Consider the following 16363-nt stretch of genomic DNA (forward strand, 5'->3'; position numbering starts at 1 on the left):
GTCAGGACTCCACGGAGACGGGGCCGATCCGCCAGGAGAGCGTCGGCTGGGGTTCCGCCGCGCCGAGCAGGACCGGGTGCACCGGCGACTCGGCGAACCGGACGTCGATGTCGCCACCGGCGTGCCGGATCACCTCGGTCGGCACCGGCTCGCCCGTGACCAGGTCGGCCGCGAGGACACCGGAGAGCTCACCGGGGTTGCGGGGCACGGCCCGGACCGCCACGCGGCGGGCCGCCCGGGACAGCTTGAAGACCGCCCGGGCCGGTTTCTGCCGGGTGATCCGGTTCCGCGGGCTGAGCGGGAGCGGGGGCGCCGGCGGTACACCCGTTCCGCCGATCCGGTACGCGAGCGGCCCCCCGGGCTGTACGACCGCGAAGTCGCACCCGGTGGAGCCGTACGGGCCGGGCGCCGGCGAGGACGCGGGCTCCTCCCGTACCGCAATCGAGTTGATCCGCAAGCCCACCGCGGACCTGGCGGAGAGGCGCTCGTCGGCCCACGACGGACGCCGGGTCTCGGCGAGCTCCACGATCAGCATGCCGTCGGCGCTCAGCTCGCCGGGCTCGAGGTCGAAGGAGAGCGCCACCGTGGCACCGCCCGCGGCACGCCAGCCCTGCCGCCGGGCCAGCACGGCCGCGCCCCGGATCCGGCCCTGCGCGCGCAGCGAGACCAGGCGCGGCAGCTCCGGAGCGAAGCGGGACGGGCGTACCCGGTCGGCCCACCAGCGGGTGCCCATCTCGTCGAGACCGATCGAGACGGTGACCCGGGCCGGCGCGCCGGTGCCGTTGATCTTCACGGCGATCGCGCCCCACTCGCCGTTGATCCGGCCGACGATGCGCTGGCCACGGACCATCTGGTCGACGATGGTGACGGACGGGCTCATGCCGGTGGTGAGGTCCAGCGGCAGACCCGCGGGCACGACCGGTTCGTCGTAGATCGTGCCGAACCAGGAACCGATGCTCATGAGATCTCGGCGGGAGTGCGGGGGACCTCGGCGGGGGCGATGGCGGGAACACCGGAGAGGTCACTGCGGGTGAGCATCGGTTCGCGCCGGGTCCACATCCGCTCGACCGTCTCGAAGAGCGGGTCGGCGTCGCTCTCGATGTGCCGGAACGTCGCGCGCATGGTCTTGAGCAGCGTGTTCGCCGGCCAGACCTCCCACTGCGGCACCTGCGGGGTGACCACGTCGGAGCCGCTGCGGTAGAGCCACAGCCAGAGCCGGGCGCGCTGCACCTGCTCCTCGGTGACCAGGGCGACCCGGTCCCGGACGGCGGTGATGCTGGAGTCGAGCGTCTTGAAGTACGCGTCGGCCGAGTCCACCACGGTGGAGAGCCCGCACGAACTCCACTCCGACCAGCCGGCCTGGATCACCGGGATGCCGTACGCCGGAAGCTCGTTGCTGACGCTGCCCCGGACCGTGACGCCCAGGTCGGTCAGGCTCCAGAGCGCGTTCTTGCTCAGCGTGGCGCTCGGCCGGAAGACCATGTGCTTCGACTTCTTGTGCTGCTTGGCCAGCTGGTCGAAGAAGTCGGTGGAGTCGTAGAGCCGCTGGCTGGGGTGGTCGAGGAAGAGCCACTGGGTGTCCTCGCGCCCGGCCGCCCACGCCGCGGTCTCGGTGAACCAGTCGGCCAGGGTCGGGAAGAGCTCGCGGTTGGTGCCGAGCGCGTCCGAGACCGCGTGGTTGAAGACCGCCACGATCGGGCGTTCCAGGTCGAAGCCGAACCGGGCCGCGGTGTGGCTGCGCAGCAGTGCCCGCTCGGCCGGGTTGTTCAGGTCGACGGAGGCGTTCGTGCCACCGCGCCACCAGCTCGGCCGGCCCAGGTTGACCTTGGCCCGCCAGGCGATCAGCTCGGTGACCGGGCGCAGCTTCTCCCGCCGCGGCCAGACCTGGGTCTCGAAGACCTCGCCGATCTGCCGGGTCAGCTCGCCGCGGAACGTCTCGGTGTGCGTGTCGTGCTCGGGGAAGAGTGCGTACGCCTTGAGGCAGCCGGTCTGCTGCGTGTGGATCACCGGGATCCGCTCGCGGCGGGCCACGTCGACGGCGAGACCCCACTGGTCGTAGTCGACGTGGCTGGTGACCAGCGCGACCACGTTGTTCGCGCGGAACTGCTGCTCGTAGTAGGCGGCGAGGGCGTTGCCGTACCGCACCCGGTCGGCGGGCGGGTCCTGCCGCAGCCGGGGCAGCTTGGCGAGCCGCGCGTCGGTCGCCCGGATGTTCTCCGAGACGTCGAAGGAGGGCGTGGCGTCCGACCGGCGCACGATGTCCCAGACGTCGATGGTCTCGGACGCGCCGTACGCCTCGGTGAACTCGCGCATGGTCGCGACGTCGAAGCCCTGCCAGAGAGTCTTGGCCCAGGCCTCCTCGACGCCGGTGAAGACGATCAGCTTCGCCGGACGGATCTTGCGGATGGCGTTCGCCACGGCCAGGTTGCGCAGGGTCACGCGCAGGTCCTGGTGGAACGCCTCGACGTAGATCACGCCGTCATCGGTGGGTGCCGGCAGATTCTTCTGCCAGAACACCTCCGCGGCGTTGAGGAAGTGCTTCCATTCCTGTTTGTTCGCATTCAGCAGCACGTCAGATCAGGTCCCAGCTCAGCGGAGTTCCCTTGGCGGCGTCGGTGCGGAAGACCCGGCCCAGCACGGTGCTCATCATGTCCGGCTCCAGACCACCCGTCGGGCGGATGGAGCGGACGTTCCCGGCGGTGACCGGCTCACCGGCCTTGACGTCGGTCACCACATAGAGCGAACGGCGGAACCGCAGTCCCTCCTTCTCGGCCTCGGTCGGCCCGATGGAGGTCGTACCCAGAGCCTGCCAGGCCCGCTCGGATTCCGCCACGAGCGCGGCGAGTTCCGCCGGTTCGAGGGAAAACGCGGAGTCCACGCCACCGTCGGCCCGGCTCAGCGTGACGTGCTTCTCGATCAGCACCGCACCGAGCGCGACCGCGGCGATCGGCACGCCGATACCCAGCGTGTGGTCGCTCAGGCCGATCGGCACCTTCAGCGCCTCGGCGAGCACCGGGATGCGGAGCAGGTTGGTGTGCTCCGGCGGGGTGGGGTACGACGCCGTGCAGCTGAGCACGGTGATGTCGGTGGCGCCCGCGCCCTGGGCAGCCTCGACCGCGGCGACGATCTCCTTGAGGGTCGCCATACCGGTGGAGATGATGATCGGCTTCTTCGTCGAGGCGGCGAGCCGGATCAGCGGCAGGTCGGTGACCTCCGACGACGCGATCTTGTACCTCGGCGCGTCCAGCTTCTCCAGCAGCTCGACGGCGGTAGGGTCGAAGGGGCTGGAGAAAGCCTCGATGCCCCGCTCCCGGGCGCGCTCGAAGATCGGTGCGTGCCAGTCCCACGGGGTGTGCGCGCGGGTGTAAAGGTCGTACAGGTACTCACCACCCCAGAGTTCGTGGCCCGCGGAGAGCTGGAACCGGGGGTGCTTCACGTCCACCGTCAGGGTGTCCGCGGTGTACGTCTGGATCTTGATGGCGTCCGCGCCGGCATCGGCGGCGGCGTCCACCAGCTGCAGCGCCCGGTCGAGGGAACCGTTGTGGTTGCCCGACATCTCCGCGACGATGTACGGCTTCGATTTGCTCATTTCGCTCTCTCTGTCCAGACGACCGTCTTGGTGACCCCATCGACGATTCGTTCATATCTGCGCGTCTCGCGAAACCCGAAGCGCCGGTGCAGGGCGAGGACCTGTCTGTTCTCCTCGAGCGTCTCGCCGCCGAGGGTCGTGAGGCCGAGAGGGCCGAAGGCGTACTCGACGGCCTCCTTCTCCAACCGCATCCAGGCCGCGAGGAGACGGGGGCCGAGCCCTTCGACGTCGAGATAGAACGACCAGGTGTTGCCATTGAAGATCACCACGCCGGACGGGACGCCGTCCTCCTCGTAGATCAGCACGAGGGCCTTGCGGGTCGCCCACCAGGCGGCGTGCTCCTCCGGCCGGATCTCGTGAGTGGTGAGGCTCACGGCTCGGACCGACGGATGGTTACGCCAGCTCAGGATGAGATCGCGGTCGGTGTCGTCGGCGGGTCGCAGCACGCCGGTCAACGTATGGACGCGGTCTGGACTGACTGTGGCGGCGAGGGGATGCGTTGGGAAACCAAAGGTGTCCGTTCGGTGGACTAGCGCCCGAAATGCAGAAAAAGAGCCGGGCGTCGTGACGACACCCGGCTCTTCTCTATGCTTCTTCCCGCGTTTCCGGCACCTCTCCCTGCGTTTCCGGTCCCTGCGTTTCCGGCGGGAACAGCAGATCGTCCATGGCCTCCGTGGTCAGCGGTTCGGCGAAGTAGTAACCCTGGCCCAGCTCGCAGTTGCCCCCGGTGAGCTCGTTCAGCTGCCCGGCGTCCTCGATCCCCTCGGCGATCGTGGAGAGCTGCAGCGCCTGCCCCAGCTGGATGATCCCGTGGGTGAGCGCCGCCGCGGCGGGCACCGCCCCGACGTCGTCCACGAACGACTTGTCGATCTTGATGATGTCCACCGGGAAGTTCCGCAGGTAAGCCAGCGACGAGTACCCCGTCCCGAAGTCGTCGATCGCCAGCCGTACCCCGAGCGCCTTGATCTGCGCCAGCCGGCCCAGCGTCTCCGGCCGGTGCTCGACCAGCAGCGACTCGGTCAGCTCGATCACCAGGAGGTGCGGCGGCAGCCCGGCGTCCTCCAGCGCCGAGATGACCAGGTGCGGCAGGTCGGCCCGGTCGAGCTGGACCGCCGAGAGGTTGACGCTGACCGTGAGCGGATTGCCCGGTCCGCGCTGGGCGTTCCAGCGGGCCGCCTGCCGGCAGGCCTCGCGCAGCACCCACTCGCCGATCGGCACGATCATCCCGGTCTCCTCGGCGAGCGGGATGAACTCCAGCGGCGGGATCATCCCGCGCTCCGGGTGGTTCCAGCGCACCAGCGCCTCCAGCCCGGAGATCTCGTGGGTGCTCAACCGGACGATCGGCTGGAACCGCAGCTCGAACTCGTGCCGGATGACCGCCCGGCGCAGGTCCGCCTCCATCCGCAGGTGCTTCTGGAACGACTCGCGCATCTTCGGGTCGAAGAGCGCGTACTGGTCCTTGCCCTGCTTCTTCGCCTCGAACATCGCCAGATCGGCGCGGACCAGCAGGTCGGAGGCCTCCTCCGTGCCGGCGTCGCCGTACGCCACCCCGATGCTGCAGCTCACGAAGACCTCGTGGCCGTCCACATCGAACGGCTCGCGCAGCGCCGCCATGATCCGCCGGGCCACCGGCACCGCGGCCTCGGCACCGGACACCTCGGGCAGCAGCACGGCGAACTCGTCCCCGCTCAGCCGGGCCGCGGTGTCCCCGGTCCGCAGGCAGTCGCGCAGCCGGTCGGCGACCGCGGCCAGCAGCTTGTCGCCGACCGCGTGGCCGAGCGAGTCGTTGACGACCTTGAACCGGTCCAGGTCGACCAGGAGCGCGGCCACCCCGGAGGAGGCCCGTGCGGTGGCGAACGCGTTCTCCAGGCGGGTGGTGAAGAGCGAGCGGCTGGCCAGCCCGGTCAGCGTGTCGTGGAACGCGTGGTGCATCTCGCGCAGCGTGCGGGCGTCGGTGATGGCCAGGCTGAGGTGCTCGGCGAAGGCCAGCAGGATCTCCTGGGCCGGCTTGTCCCACTCCCGGACCGCGCGGTACGAGCCGACGAAGAGCGACCCGACGACCACGCCGTTCTCGTGCACCGGGACCGCCATCACGGTCTTCAGCCGGGACCGGACGATCTCCGGCACCGCGATCGGCGAGCCGGCGTAGTCGTCGACCGCGACCACCTCGTCGCCCATGATGGCGATGCCGACGGCGCCCAGCGAGGCGACCGGCACCTGCTGCATCAGCGCCACGTGCTCCGTGGGGATGCCCCGGCTGGAGATCATGCTGGTCCGGGTCGGGTCCTCCAGGTCCAGGATGGTGAGGCCGGCCATCTCCACGTCGATCAGGTCGGCCGTACCCGCGGTGACCAGGTCGAAGATCCGGCGCAGCGGCTCGCGCCGGGCGATCGCCCGCTGCACCGCGCTGAGCTCGTCGAAGAGCCGCTGCCGTCGCTGCAGGGAGTCGATCAGCCGGGTGTTCTCCTCGGCCTGCTGCCGCTCGGCCTCGATCAGGTGCAGGGCCTGGAGGCTGAGGTCCAGCACCCGGGCCATGCCCCGGAGCAGGCAGACCTCCTCGATGCTGAACTCGGCGGCGCGGCCGACCACGAGCACACCCGGCGAGGCGCCGTCGAGCGGCGCGAACGTCACGGCGTACGCGTTTCCGTCGGCGGTCAGGGTGGCCTGGCGGCCTGCGGCGATCTCGGTGAGATCGGCGGCCGGGATCCGGTCCGCGGGCAGCCCGACAGACGCGACCACGCCGCCGTCGACCATCAGTACCGCGAGGTCGGCACCGAGCGCGCGAACCGCACACTCGAGAGCGGCGTGCTGCGCGGCAGCCTCATCGGGCCGATCGGCTACGACGGCGAGGAACTCCGTCAGTTGCTGGGTGGCGAGCACGTGGATGCAGTCGGCGAGCGACTCGCCCAGATGAGGAATTGCAACCGAGGTGGGTGCGGGTTCGTGCCAATCTGGTCACGAGCGGTCAGTGTGTTGTCACCCATGGTTGTCAAAGGTGCGCGTGATGCGCCTGAATGGATCTGTGGCCGCACCCGACGCACCATCGCCGTCGCTCGCGCCCGGCCGGATCGGCTCGGGCTCCGCCGCCTTCTTCGGCGTCGCCGCCGCCGTCCCGATCGCGACGCTGGTCACCCTCGTTCCACCGGCCTTCGCCGGCGGCGCCGGGCCGTTGCTCCCCCTCTCCGTCGTCGCCGTCACCCTTGTCGCCTTCCTTTTCAGTACGCCGTACGCGCGCTCGACCCGAAAGAGGCAGACGGCGGCCCCGGCTTACACCTACGTGTCCCGTGGTCTGGGCCGGCCGGCCGGGCTCTCCGCCGCCTGGCTGGCACTCGCCGGTTACCACGCGATCCAGTTCGGTCTCTACGCGATGCTCGCCCCGGCCGCCGCCCCGCTGCTCCGGAGCCTGTTCGGCATCGCCGTCCCGTGGTGGGCGGTGGCCGGCACGGCCTGGTTGCTGGTCACCCTCCTCGGCCCGATCCGCGCCGAGATCACCGCCGGCCTGATCGCCCTGCTCGCCACCGCCCAGGGCTCGGTCCTCGCCATGTACGCCGTCTCCAACGTGCTCCGCCCCGCCGACGGCCACGTCACCCCGGCGTCGATCCTCCCCGGTGACCTCGGAGCCCTCGACCGCCCGCTGCTGGGGTTGCTCCTCGCCGCCGCGGCGCTCGCCTTCGCCGGTTTCGAGACCGCCGCCTGCTACACCGAGGAGGCCTTCTACCCGCACCGGGCGGGCGGCCGCGGCACGGTCGGCGCGGTCCTGCTGATCGCCCTGCTGCTCGGCGGCCTCTCCTGGTCGATGATCGTCGCCGCCGGCCCGTCCCGGATCGACGCGGCGGCCACCGCGAACGGCTCCGACCTGCTCTTCGCCCTCTCCGCCGAACGCCTGGTCCCGTGGGCGGTCACCCTGGGCCGCCTGATGCTGGTGGCCGGCCTGTTCACCGGCATCCTGGCCCTGCACCACGCGATCACCCGCTACCTGTACGCCCTGGGCCGCGAGCGCATCCTCCCGGGCGTCCTCGAGGCCACCGGCCGGCGTACCGGCGCCCCGCGCGCCGCCTCCCTGACCCAGTCCCTGATCGCCGGGGCCGCCCTGCTCGGAGCGTACGCGGCCGGCGCCACCACCGAGCCGCACACCGCGCGCTGGCTGGTCCTCGGCGGCGCGCTCGGCATCCTGCTCACCCAGCTGCTGATCTCCCTGGCCACGGTGCTCGACATCCACCGCGGCGGCGGCATCCTCGCCCCCGCACTCGCCACGGTGTCCCTGGCCGTCCTCGCCTACCTGGCCTTCGTGAATCTCCCGGCCCTGCTCGACGTCCGCCCCGGCGCCGCGCTGACCCGTGTCCTCCCCGCCGCGATCCTGGCCTGCGCCCTGATCGGCGTCGTCCAGGCGCTCCTCCTGCGCACGCTGCACCCGGTCCGTTACGCCGCGATCGCCCTCGCCGGAACAGCGGTGGTGGTCACCCCGCGCTCCACGCCACACGCCCTGCCCTCGCCGACCACGCACGCCGAACCGCGCCCCACCGCCGAGCCCTTCCGCATCCCCCGGCAGCGCACCCCCGGGGCCCACCGCCCGGACCGCATCGACCACCCCGACCGTGTCGACCGCGAGGCCGGTTAGCCACCCTTCGCGATCTCGGCCACCACCGCGCCCCATCCGGCCACCGCGACGATCCCCGGCGGCAGTTCCCGCCGCTCGCCACCGAAGAGATACCGGTGCGGCACGGTCTCCAGAAACCCGAGCACATCCAGCCGGTCGTCCACGAAGTGCGTCACCCCGAGCCGTGCGCAGACCCCGGCCTTGTCCTGCCGCTCCCGCACGAAGTGCACGTGCTCCTCGGCAACCCCGGTCATCGCACCGAACCGGTGATGCGCCAGCCAGTCCCGCGTGTTCCGCTCGACCTTGGGCCCCGCTTTCGACACGAGATGCACCCGCCCGCCGAACACCCCGCCGGCAAGCCCTCGCAGCGCCTCGAACGCCCCCACCACCTGCGGCGTCTCCAGCGGCCGCCGCCCGAAGAAGGAGGTGTCCACATCCCCGTCGGCCGGCTCCACGAGCACCCCGCCGACATCCACCCCGAGCACCGGCTCCCGCACCGCCCGCACCCCGCGATACGGCACCCGCCCGCCCTGCCCCAGCCGTTGCCCGCGTCGCTGCTTCACACCCGCCTGTCTAGGTCACCCCACCCCCACCTGCAACCGGCTTTCCCGCCCCGCCGACCCCCCCCAGACCCGAAACCGCTCATCGGTCCGCAGCCGAAACGCGAACCGCTCCGCGCCGTTCTTCTCCAGCCGCTCCAGAGTCAGATCCGCCGCCGTTTCCTCACCGAGCCCCAGCCGCGCCCGGTGATACCGGATCTGATCCCGATATCGCGCCCGCACCAGTGCCGGATGCCGGTCGGCGAGCATCAGCAGACAGTCGTCGACGTGAAGCACAGTGGTCCCCGCATCGACCTGGTCGAGGCAGCGCTGAAAGTCGAGGGCACCTTCACGCTCCCGAGTGACGAGCACATCCACCTTCCCGCCGACCGCGGCCGCCAGGACATGCCGGTCGTTCGGATCCGCGGGGCAGGGCACGTTGGCGTCGACGAAGACGATCAAAGGCACCGGCGGCACGCGATGGCGCCGTTGTCGAGCAGGCCGATCAGGGTCGGCCGTGAGACGCCCAGCAGCCGGGCCGCCTCGCTGGTGGTCAGCTCGCGGGCGATCTCGCTGACCACGACGCCGTCGCCGCGTCGCAGGGTGTCACAGACCTGTGCGAGCAGGTCGACCACCAGGTCGGGGACGGCGACGGAGCCGGCATCGCCGAGATCCAGCCGGGCCCGGTCGCGGTCGATGCGCCGGACGGCGTCGAGGAAGCTGGTCAGCTCGTCGTGCTCCGGCCCGCTGCCGCGGGTGGCGGCCTCCGAGAGCTGGATCGCCGTGGCGTTGAGCGTGCTGCTCATGACTCGACCTTTCGAAGCGCTGGAGTGCGGCCACGCCGGCCTCCACCCTCTCCTGGCACCTCTACGTACCACAAAAGCAGTAACCGCAAGCGCCTGCGGATATTGCACTTATGGGTGTCAGGCGAAGAAGTTCTGGACCTGGGTCAGGGTGAGGTAGCCCTGGGGCTCCAGCTCGCGCGGGACCGACGGCAGGCCGCGTTCGGTGACCGGGACCGCGTCGGCGTCCAGGGGCGGGGGCGAGAGGACCGGGTCCGGGGGGAGGGCGGGCAGGGCCATCGCCTCGCGGATCACCTCGAACATGGTGCGGACCTCGGTGATCGCGCGCAGGAGCAGCTCCTGTTCGGCGCAGTCGGTGGGGAGAGCGCAGGTGAAGTTCGCCCGCAGCCGATCGCCCTCGCCGCGGATGTCGGCGGTCGGCCGCAGGTGGTCGAGGTGCCCCTCGGTGACGATGCCCAGTTCGCAGGTGCGGTAGCCGGAATCCCGCCACCACTGCTGCCAGCGCGGGTCGGCGTCCAGGGTCTGTACGGCGTGCTGCAGCGCGACCAGATAGTGCCGCGGCGCCCGGCCGTCCCGAGTTGCCGTCCCCAGCCGTGGATGGAGCCAGAACTCGTCCATGTCTGGCATGTTCGCAAGATCATGGGGTGTCTCGTGGAGATTCGGTCCCGCGCGTCCGGGTAGACGCCCTGGTCACCGCGTTTTCCGGACGTCGCACCGCGTTTGCCGGACCTGGTGCACCATAAAGCGCCGGTGGCCCGTTCGAGTAGTGCCCGTTGTCACGTTCCATAAGGCGCTTGTATAACCTGCTGATATATATCAACAGTGAGCATCCCCAGCGAGGACCTGGCCGTCGCGGCGGCCTTCGAACGGCTCTACGCCGCCCTGCGCCGGATCACTCCGCGGGAGGAGCTCAGCCTCACCGCCGCGTCGACGCTGGCCCGCCTGGAGCGCACCGGCCCGCACCGGCTCTGCGACCTGCACGTCCCCGAAGGGGTGACCCAGCCCGCGATGACGCAGCTGGTCAGCCGCCTGGAACGGGACGGGCTGGCCGAGCGGGGAGGTGACCCGGCCGACGGCCGGGTCGTGGTCGTCAGCATCACCGACGCCGGGCGCGACGCCGTCGCCCGCCGCCGGGCCGGGCGCGCGGAGGCGCTCTCCGCGGTGCTGCGGCGACTCGGGCAGGACGAGCGGGCGGCGATCGTGTCCGCTCTCCCGGCCCTGGACCGGCTCAACGATCTGCTCATCGAGAACTAATCAGGAGAAGGGGCGAGATCGCGTGCTGCCCGTCGACCATCCGCGCTACAAGTGGGTCGCGCTCACCAACACCACCCTCGGCAACCTGCTTGCCACGATCAACTCGTCGATCGTCCTGATCTCGCTGCCCGCCATCTTCAAGGGCATCGAGATCAACCCGCTGGCCGCCGGGAACGTCAGCTACCTGCTCTGGATGCTGATGGGCTACATGCTGGTCACCGCGGTGCTCGTGGTGACGCTGGGCCGGCTCGGCGACATGTACGGCCGCGTCAAGATCTACAACGCCGGGTTCGCGATCTTCACGCTCGTCTCGATCGTGCTCTCCGTCGACCCGTTCACCGGCGGCGCGGGCGCGATCTGGCTGATCGGCTGGCGGGTGGTGCAGGCGATCGGCGGCGCGATGCTGATGGCCAACTCGGCCGCGATCATCACCGACGCGTTCCCGCCCAAGCAGCGTGGCATGGCGCTCGGCGTCAACATCGTCTCGGCGCTGGCCGGCTCGTTCATCGGCCTGGTCGCGGGTGGCGTGCTGGCCGAGTGGGACTGGCGCTCGGTCTTCTGGGTGAACATCCCGCTCGGCGTGGTCGGCGCGGTCTGGGCGTACCGCTCGCTGCACGACACCGGTGTCCGGCGGCAGGCGAAGATCGACTGGTGGGGTAACGCCACCTTCGCGATCGGGCTCACCGCGTTGCTGGTCGGCATCACCTACGGCATCCAGCCCTACGGCGGCCACACCCAGGGCTGGACCAACCCGTGGGTGCTGACCGGCCTGATCGGCGGCGCGATCGTGCTGGTGATCTTCGGGATCATCGAGACGAAGGTCGCCGAGCCGATGTTCCCGCTGAAGCTCTTCCGCGACCCCGCGTTCACCGGCGGCAACCTGGCGAACCTGCTCTCCAGCGTGGCCCGCGGCGGCCTGCAGTTCATGCTGATCATCTGGTTGCAGGGCATCTGGCTGCCGCTGCACGGCTACAGCTACGAGTCGACCCCGCTCTGGGCCGGCATCTACCTGGTCCCGTTGACGATCGGCTTCCTGGTGGCCGGCCCGGTCTCCGGCTTCCTCTCCGACCGGTTCGGCCCGCGCCCCTTCGCGGCCGGTGGACTGCTGGTGATGGCGGCCTCCTTCGCGGGCCTGCTCTTCGTGCCCGGCGACTTCAGCTACCCGGTCTTCGCGATCCTGATCTTCATCAACGGCCTGGGCGGTGGCCTCTTCTCGGCGCCGAACACGTCGCTGCTGATGTCGACCGTCCCGGCGAACATGCGCGGCGCTGCCTCCGGCATGCGGGCCACCTTCATGAACGCCGGCCAGGTGCTCTCCATCGGCGTCTTCTTCTCGCTGATGGTGGCCGGCCTCTCCGACTCGCTGCCGGCCAGCCTGAACGCGGGTCTCACCGCGCAGGGCGTCCCGGCCGACGTCGCCGCTCAGGCCGCGCAGATCCCGCCGGTCGGCACGCTCTTCGCCGCCTTCCTCGGCTACAACCCGATCGCCGAACTGCTCGGCTCCACCGTGCTCGGCGCCCTCCCCGCCGACAACGCCGCGACGCTGACCGGCCTGGAGTTCTTCCCCAAGCTGATCGCCGACCCCTTCCACGACGGCCTCGTGGTCGTCTTCTGGATGGCGATCGGCATGGCGGTGCTCGGTGCCCTGGCCTCCCTGATCCGTACCCGCAAGAAGCCGGAAGCGCCCGACGCCCCGGACCAGACGGCAGCGGCCTTCATCGCGCACGAGGCCGAGCTGAGTGCCGAACTGGCCGACGCGCAGCCCCTCGCTCCCGCGACCCGCATTCCCGAACCACTAGAAGATTAAGGTCAAAACCTCCTTATAGTACGGTCCTCCCGCTCCGGCCCCGCTCAAAAGGCGGCCGGTCCTCTCGCTCCGGCCCCGCTCGAAGGTGGCCGGAGCGAGTGCTTTTCACGGCGTCGTGTCCAGCAGCATCGCCGCGATCCTCCGAGCTGTCAGTGGCACCTCGGGCCCCGGGTTCTGCCGGGCGCCGGTCGTCGCGCCGTCGTAGAGCACCACGAGCTGCCGCCCGAGGCCCTCCGGGTCGGCGGCCCCCGCCTCGCGCGCCAGCGTCACGAAGAGCTGCCGCGTCCACGCCCGGTTCGCCGTGCTCTCCTCGCGGACCACGCCGGACGGGTCCGACTCGGCCCCGGCGTTGTAGAAGGCGCACCCCCGGAACCCCGGCTCGGACGCCGACTCCGCGAGCAGGTCGAAGACGCCGAGCAGCCGGTCCCGTGGCGTGCCGAACCGGTCCAGCCCTCGGGTGATCCGGTCCCGCCGTTCCCGGTGCCGGCCCTGCAGATAGGCCCGGACCAGCCCGTCCTTGCTGCCGAACGCGGTGTACAGCGATGCCTTGGCGACCCCGGCGTGCTCGATCACCCGATCGATGCCGACGGTGTGCACGCCCTCGGCGTAGAAGAGCTCGTCCGCCGCGTCGAGCAGCCGCTCGCGGGCCGTCCTTCGGGGTGATGTGACCGGCATGGCTTGACGATAACAGACAGGTCTGTCTAGTGTCGCTTCCGACTAGACAGACCTGTCTGTTCATTTCCCCGAGGAGCCCACGATGACCGCAGTCGCCGAACGCCCGGCCCCGGCGAGACCCGTCCGGGGCGCGAGGCTGAGCCGGGCCACCGCCTTCGCCGCGATCGCCGCGATCCTGGTCACCTTCGCCGCCGCGGCCGCCGTCCCGTCCCCGCTCTACGTCGTCTACCAGCGCGAGTGGGGCTTCTCCGCGGCCATGCTCACAGTGATCTTCGCGGTCTACGTGGTCGCCCTGATCGCCGCGCTGCTCACCCTCGGCGCGCTCTCCGACTACGTGGGCCGCCGCCCGGTGCTGGCCGGCGCCATCGTGCTGGAGGCGGTCGCCCTGGTGCTCTTCCTGGTCGCCGGCGACGTCTCGGCGCTGCTCGCCGCCCGGATCGTGCAGGGCGTCGCGACCGGCGCCGCGCTCAGCACGCTCGGCGCCGCCCTGATCGATCTCAACCCCGAGCACGCACCCGGCCGGGCCGGCCTGATCAGCGGCATCGCCCCGGTCGGTGGTCTCGGCCTGGGTGCGCTCGGCTGCGGCCTGCTGGTGGAGTTCGCGCCGTTCCCGACCCACCTCGTCTTCGCTCTGCTGCTGGCCGGCATGGCCGTCGCCGGGCTGGCGGTGGCCCTGATGCCGGAGACCGCGGCCCGCCGTCCCGGTGCCGCCGCCTCGCTGACCCCGCGTCTCGGCGTGCCGGCCCGGCTCCGCGCCGACCTGGTCGCCCTGGTCCCGATCATCGTGGCCAGCTGGGCGCTGGGTGGCCTCTACCTCTCGCTCGGCCCGTCCGTGGCGGCCGACTCGTTCGGCATCCACGACCACCTGATCGGCGGCCTGGTCGTCGCGATCGTCTGCGGTGTCGGCGCGCTCACCTCGTTCCTGCTGCGCGGCACGCCGACCCCGCGGGTGCTGCTGGTCGCCGGGAGCGGTCTGGTCGCGGGCGGTCTGATCACCGTGGCCGGCCTGGTCGCCGGCAGTCTCCCGCTGGCCACGGCCGGTTCGGTGGTCTCTGGTGCCGGGTTCGGCGCGGCGGCCCTGGCCTCGTTCAGCACTCTGGCCCAGATCGCGCAGCCGCACGAGCGGAGCGAACTTCTCGCGGTGGCGCTGGTGATCTCGTACGCGGCGCTCAGCCTGCCCGCCGTGATCGCCGGAGTGGCCGCCGGCCGAGTCGGCCTGCACGCCACCGTGCTGGTCTACGGCGCCGCCGTCGCGGCCCTCGGCGCGCTGGCGCTGCTGGCCCAGCGCCGCAGGGGTTAATCACCCCTTTCGTGTCCGTCTCGGCGTGGACGGGTGGCATTCACCCGGCCGCGCCTTAAGCATATGGTGCGAATCGGACACAAGGGGCAATCATGAAGAGATTCTGGGCGGCCGCCACTGCGGTCGCGCTCTGCGCGGTCGGTGCCGCGGTCACCTCGGCGGAGGCCGGCACCAAGCGCGGGGGGCCCGACTACGTGCCGCCACCGGTCACGTGGAGCCCCTGCGCCGACCCCGCGCTGAAGGCACAGGGCGTGGAGTGCGGCACCGTGACGGTGCCGCGGGACTACGCGAACCCGAAGGGCGTCAAACTCCAGCTCGCGGTCTCGCGGGTCAAGCACGCCGTCTCGGCGGAGAAGTACCAGGGCGTCATCCTGGTCAACCCGGGCGGACCGGGCGGCGCGGGGCGGCCGATGGCCACGATCGGCTCGCACGTGCCGAGGGGCGCGGGCCTGGCGTATGACTGGATCGGCTTCGACCCGCGCGGGGTGGGCGCCAGCAAACCGCGCTTGAGCTGCCAGAAGGACTACGCCGGGTACAACCGCCCGCCGTACGTGCCGACCACCCCGGCGATCGAGAAGGCCTGGCACGCCCGGACCACCGAGTACGCCGCCAAGTGCGCCAAGGCCGGCGGCCCGCTCCTGGACCACCTGCGCACCGAGGACACCGTCCGGGACATGGAGAGCATCCGGCGGGCCCTGGGCGCGCCGCAGATCAACTTCTACGGCTTCTCGTACGGGACGTATCTGGGCCAGGTCTACGCCACGATGTTCCCGGACCGGGTCCGCCGGATGGTGCTGGACGGCAACGTCAACCCATCCCGCGTCTGGTACCAGTCGAACATCGACCAGGACATCGCGTTCGACCGGAACATCAAGATCTACTTCGGCTGGATCGCCAAGCGCGACGCCGTGTACCACCTCGGCACGACCGCCGCCCAGGTCGAGCAGGCGTACTACAAGCAGCTTGCCGAGCTGGCCACCAAGCCGGCCGGCGGGTCGATCGGCCCGGCCGAGCTGACCGACATCTTCCTGCAGCCGGGCTACTACATCTTCAACTGGGAGGAGGTCGCCCGGGCGTTCGCCGACTGGGTGGTGGACCACAAGCCGGAGGGCCTGAAGCGGCTCTACGACGAGAACAACGCGAAGACCCCCGAGGGCGACAACAGCTACGCGATCTACCTCGCCGTCCAGTGCACCGACGCGCCCTGGCCGAGCGAGTGGTCCAAGTGGGCCGAGGACAACTGGCGGGTCTACGAGAAGTCGCCCTTCGAGACCTGGGGCAACGCCTGGTACAACGCGCCGTGCCGGCACTGGGCCGCGCCGCCCGGCACGCCGATCCGGGTGGACGGCGCGAAGGCGCCGCCGATTCTGCTGCTCAGCGAGACCCTGGACGCGGCGACCCCGTTCAGCGGCAGCCTCGAGGTGCGCCGTCGCTTCCCGAAGGCCGCGCTGATCGAGGGCGTGAACGGCACCACGCACGCCGGCTCGCTCTTCGGCAACGCCTGTGTCGACGACGCGGTCGCGGACTACCTGGCCACCGGCGCGCTGCCGAAGCGGGCCGCGGGTGACGAGTCCGACAAGAAGTGTGATCCGCTGGCGCAGCCGGGCCTCGGGGCGCCGCTCGCGCAGCGTGCTCCGGTGCTGCTGGAGCGGCTCCACCTGCAGGAAATGATCACAGGGCGGGGCTGACCGGTCGCGGGGTCGGCTATAGTCGACCCCGCGAAGGGGAGTAGCTCCCAATGTCGCGGTCGACATACTGACGCGCCTGTTCGGGCGTCCGGCCGCGCGGCCTTTCCCAAG

15 protein-coding genes are annotated in these 16363 nt (G+C 71.0%); 5 read left to right on the top strand and 10 right to left on the bottom strand.

Annotated features, from left to right (window positions below):
• Position 1: 1 nt before the first annotated feature.
• The 5 genes from AB0M08_RS27260 to AB0M08_RS27280 all read right to left on the bottom strand — a co-directional run bounded on the left by AB0M08_RS27260 (position 2) and on the right by AB0M08_RS27280 (position 6469).
• Positions 2 to 961 (bottom strand): hypothetical protein, encoded by a 960-nt coding sequence (locus AB0M08_RS27260; protein WP_364498838.1) that lies wholly within the window; start codon positions 959 to 961, stop codon positions 2 to 4.
• The gene (locus AB0M08_RS27265) at positions 958 to 2571 is read right to left on the bottom strand and encodes a hypothetical protein (protein ID WP_364498840.1); all 1614 of its coding nucleotides are present in this window, start codon (positions 2569 to 2571) and stop codon (positions 958 to 960) included. The genes AB0M08_RS27260 and AB0M08_RS27265 overlap by 4 nt, the downstream gene beginning before the upstream one ends.
• A 1-nt stretch (position 2572) precedes the next feature.
• Complete coding sequence (gene pseI / locus AB0M08_RS27270; RefSeq protein ID WP_364498843.1) at positions 2573 to 3589, bottom strand: pseudaminic acid synthase; 1017 nt, start codon at positions 3587 to 3589, stop codon at positions 2573 to 2575.
• On the bottom strand, positions 3586 to 4044 hold the full coding sequence (locus AB0M08_RS27275) for a GNAT family N-acetyltransferase (protein ID WP_364498846.1): 459 nt from the start codon (positions 4042 to 4044) through the stop codon (positions 3586 to 3588). The genes pseI and AB0M08_RS27275 overlap by 4 nt, the downstream gene beginning before the upstream one ends.
• 130 nt (positions 4045 to 4174) lie before the next feature.
• Positions 4175 to 6469 (bottom strand): EAL domain-containing protein, encoded by a 2295-nt coding sequence (locus AB0M08_RS27280; protein ID WP_364498849.1) that lies wholly within the window; start codon positions 6467 to 6469, stop codon positions 4175 to 4177.
• Between the two features lie 124 nt (positions 6470 to 6593).
• Here AB0M08_RS27280 and AB0M08_RS27285 point away from each other — a divergent pair, with 124 nt between their 5' ends.
• The gene (locus tag AB0M08_RS27285) at positions 6594 to 8207 is read left to right on the top strand and encodes an amino acid permease (RefSeq protein ID WP_364498851.1); all 1614 of its coding nucleotides are present in this window, start codon (positions 6594 to 6596) and stop codon (positions 8205 to 8207) included.
• Here the strand turns inward: AB0M08_RS27285 and AB0M08_RS27290 are convergent.
• The 4 genes from AB0M08_RS27290 to AB0M08_RS27305 form a co-directional block, all read right to left on the bottom strand.
• A complete protein-coding gene (locus tag AB0M08_RS27290) occupies positions 8204 to 8749 on the bottom strand; it encodes a hypothetical protein (protein ID WP_364498853.1) in 546 nt (181 codons plus the stop codon). The two genes, AB0M08_RS27285 and AB0M08_RS27290, sit on opposite strands and share 4 nt — an antisense overlap.
• A gap of 15 nt (positions 8750 to 8764) precedes the next feature.
• Positions 8765 to 9193, bottom strand: coding sequence for a hypothetical protein (locus tag AB0M08_RS27295; RefSeq protein ID WP_364498855.1), 429 nt, complete (start codon positions 9191 to 9193; stop codon positions 8765 to 8767).
• Entirely contained in the window at positions 9184 to 9531 is a 348-nt protein-coding gene (locus tag AB0M08_RS27300) for a helix-turn-helix domain-containing protein (RefSeq protein ID WP_364498858.1), read from the bottom strand. Before AB0M08_RS27300 ends, AB0M08_RS27295 begins: the two co-directional genes overlap by 10 nt.
• Before the next feature lie 117 nt (positions 9532 to 9648).
• Entirely contained in the window at positions 9649 to 10155 is a 507-nt protein-coding gene (locus tag AB0M08_RS27305; protein ID WP_364498861.1) for a hypothetical protein, read from the bottom strand.
• A 195-nt stretch (positions 10156 to 10350) separates the two neighbouring features.
• On the opposite strand from AB0M08_RS27305, the gene AB0M08_RS27310 reads away from it, so the two are divergent.
• Together AB0M08_RS27310 and AB0M08_RS27315 are read left to right on the top strand one after the other, a co-directional pair.
• Positions 10351 to 10782, top strand: coding sequence for a MarR family transcriptional regulator (locus AB0M08_RS27310; RefSeq protein ID WP_364498864.1), 432 nt, complete (start codon positions 10351 to 10353; stop codon positions 10780 to 10782).
• 22 nt (positions 10783 to 10804) lie between these two features.
• Positions 10805 to 12589, top strand: coding sequence for an MFS transporter (locus tag AB0M08_RS27315; RefSeq protein WP_364498867.1), 1785 nt, complete (start codon positions 10805 to 10807; stop codon positions 12587 to 12589).
• 105 nt (positions 12590 to 12694) lie between these two features.
• Here the strand turns inward: AB0M08_RS27315 and AB0M08_RS27320 are convergent, their stop codons facing one another.
• Positions 12695 to 13264, bottom strand: a complete 570-nt coding sequence (locus tag AB0M08_RS27320; RefSeq protein WP_364498869.1) for a TetR/AcrR family transcriptional regulator — start codon at positions 13262 to 13264, stop codon at positions 12695 to 12697.
• Positions 13265 to 13346: 82 nt separating this feature from the next.
• On the opposite strand from AB0M08_RS27320, the gene AB0M08_RS27325 reads away from it, so the two are divergent.
• Both AB0M08_RS27325 and AB0M08_RS27330 read left to right on the top strand, forming a co-directional pair.
• The gene (locus AB0M08_RS27325) at positions 13347 to 14564 is read left to right on the top strand and encodes an MFS transporter (RefSeq protein ID WP_364498872.1); all 1218 of its coding nucleotides are present in this window, start codon (positions 13347 to 13349) and stop codon (positions 14562 to 14564) included.
• A 92-nt stretch (positions 14565 to 14656) separates the two neighbouring features.
• Positions 14657 to 16252, top strand: coding sequence for an alpha/beta hydrolase (locus AB0M08_RS27330; RefSeq protein ID WP_364498875.1), 1596 nt, complete (start codon positions 14657 to 14659; stop codon positions 16250 to 16252).
• Positions 16253 to 16363 lie beyond the last annotated feature (111 nt).

The organism is Actinoplanes sp. NPDC051851, assembly GCF_040681165.1.
GTDB lineage: Bacteria > Actinomycetota > Actinomycetes > Mycobacteriales > Micromonosporaceae > Actinoplanes.

Coding starts and splice junctions, on each gene's coding strand:
- AB0M08_RS27305 (WP_364498861.1), bottom strand. CDS start 10,155: ATGCCAGACATGGACGAGTTCTGGCTCCATCCACGGCTGGGGACGGCA.
- AB0M08_RS27325 (WP_364498872.1), top strand. CDS start 13,347: ATGACCGCAGTCGCCGAACGCCCGGCCCCGGCGAGACCCGTCCGGGGC.
- AB0M08_RS27300 (WP_364498858.1), bottom strand. CDS start 9,531: ATGAGCAGCACGCTCAACGCCACGGCGATCCAGCTCTCGGAGGCCGCC.
- AB0M08_RS27260 (WP_364498838.1), bottom strand. CDS start 961: ATGAGCATCGGTTCCTGGTTCGGCACGATCTACGACGAACCGGTCGTG.
- pseI (WP_364498843.1), bottom strand. CDS start 3,589: ATGAGCAAATCGAAGCCGTACATCGTCGCGGAGATGTCGGGCAACCAC.
- AB0M08_RS27330 (WP_364498875.1), top strand. CDS start 14,657: ATGAAGAGATTCTGGGCGGCCGCCACTGCGGTCGCGCTCTGCGCGGTC.
- AB0M08_RS27285 (WP_364498851.1), top strand. CDS start 6,594: ATGCGCCTGAATGGATCTGTGGCCGCACCCGACGCACCATCGCCGTCG.
- AB0M08_RS27320 (WP_364498869.1), bottom strand. CDS start 13,264: ATGCCGGTCACATCACCCCGAAGGACGGCCCGCGAGCGGCTGCTCGAC.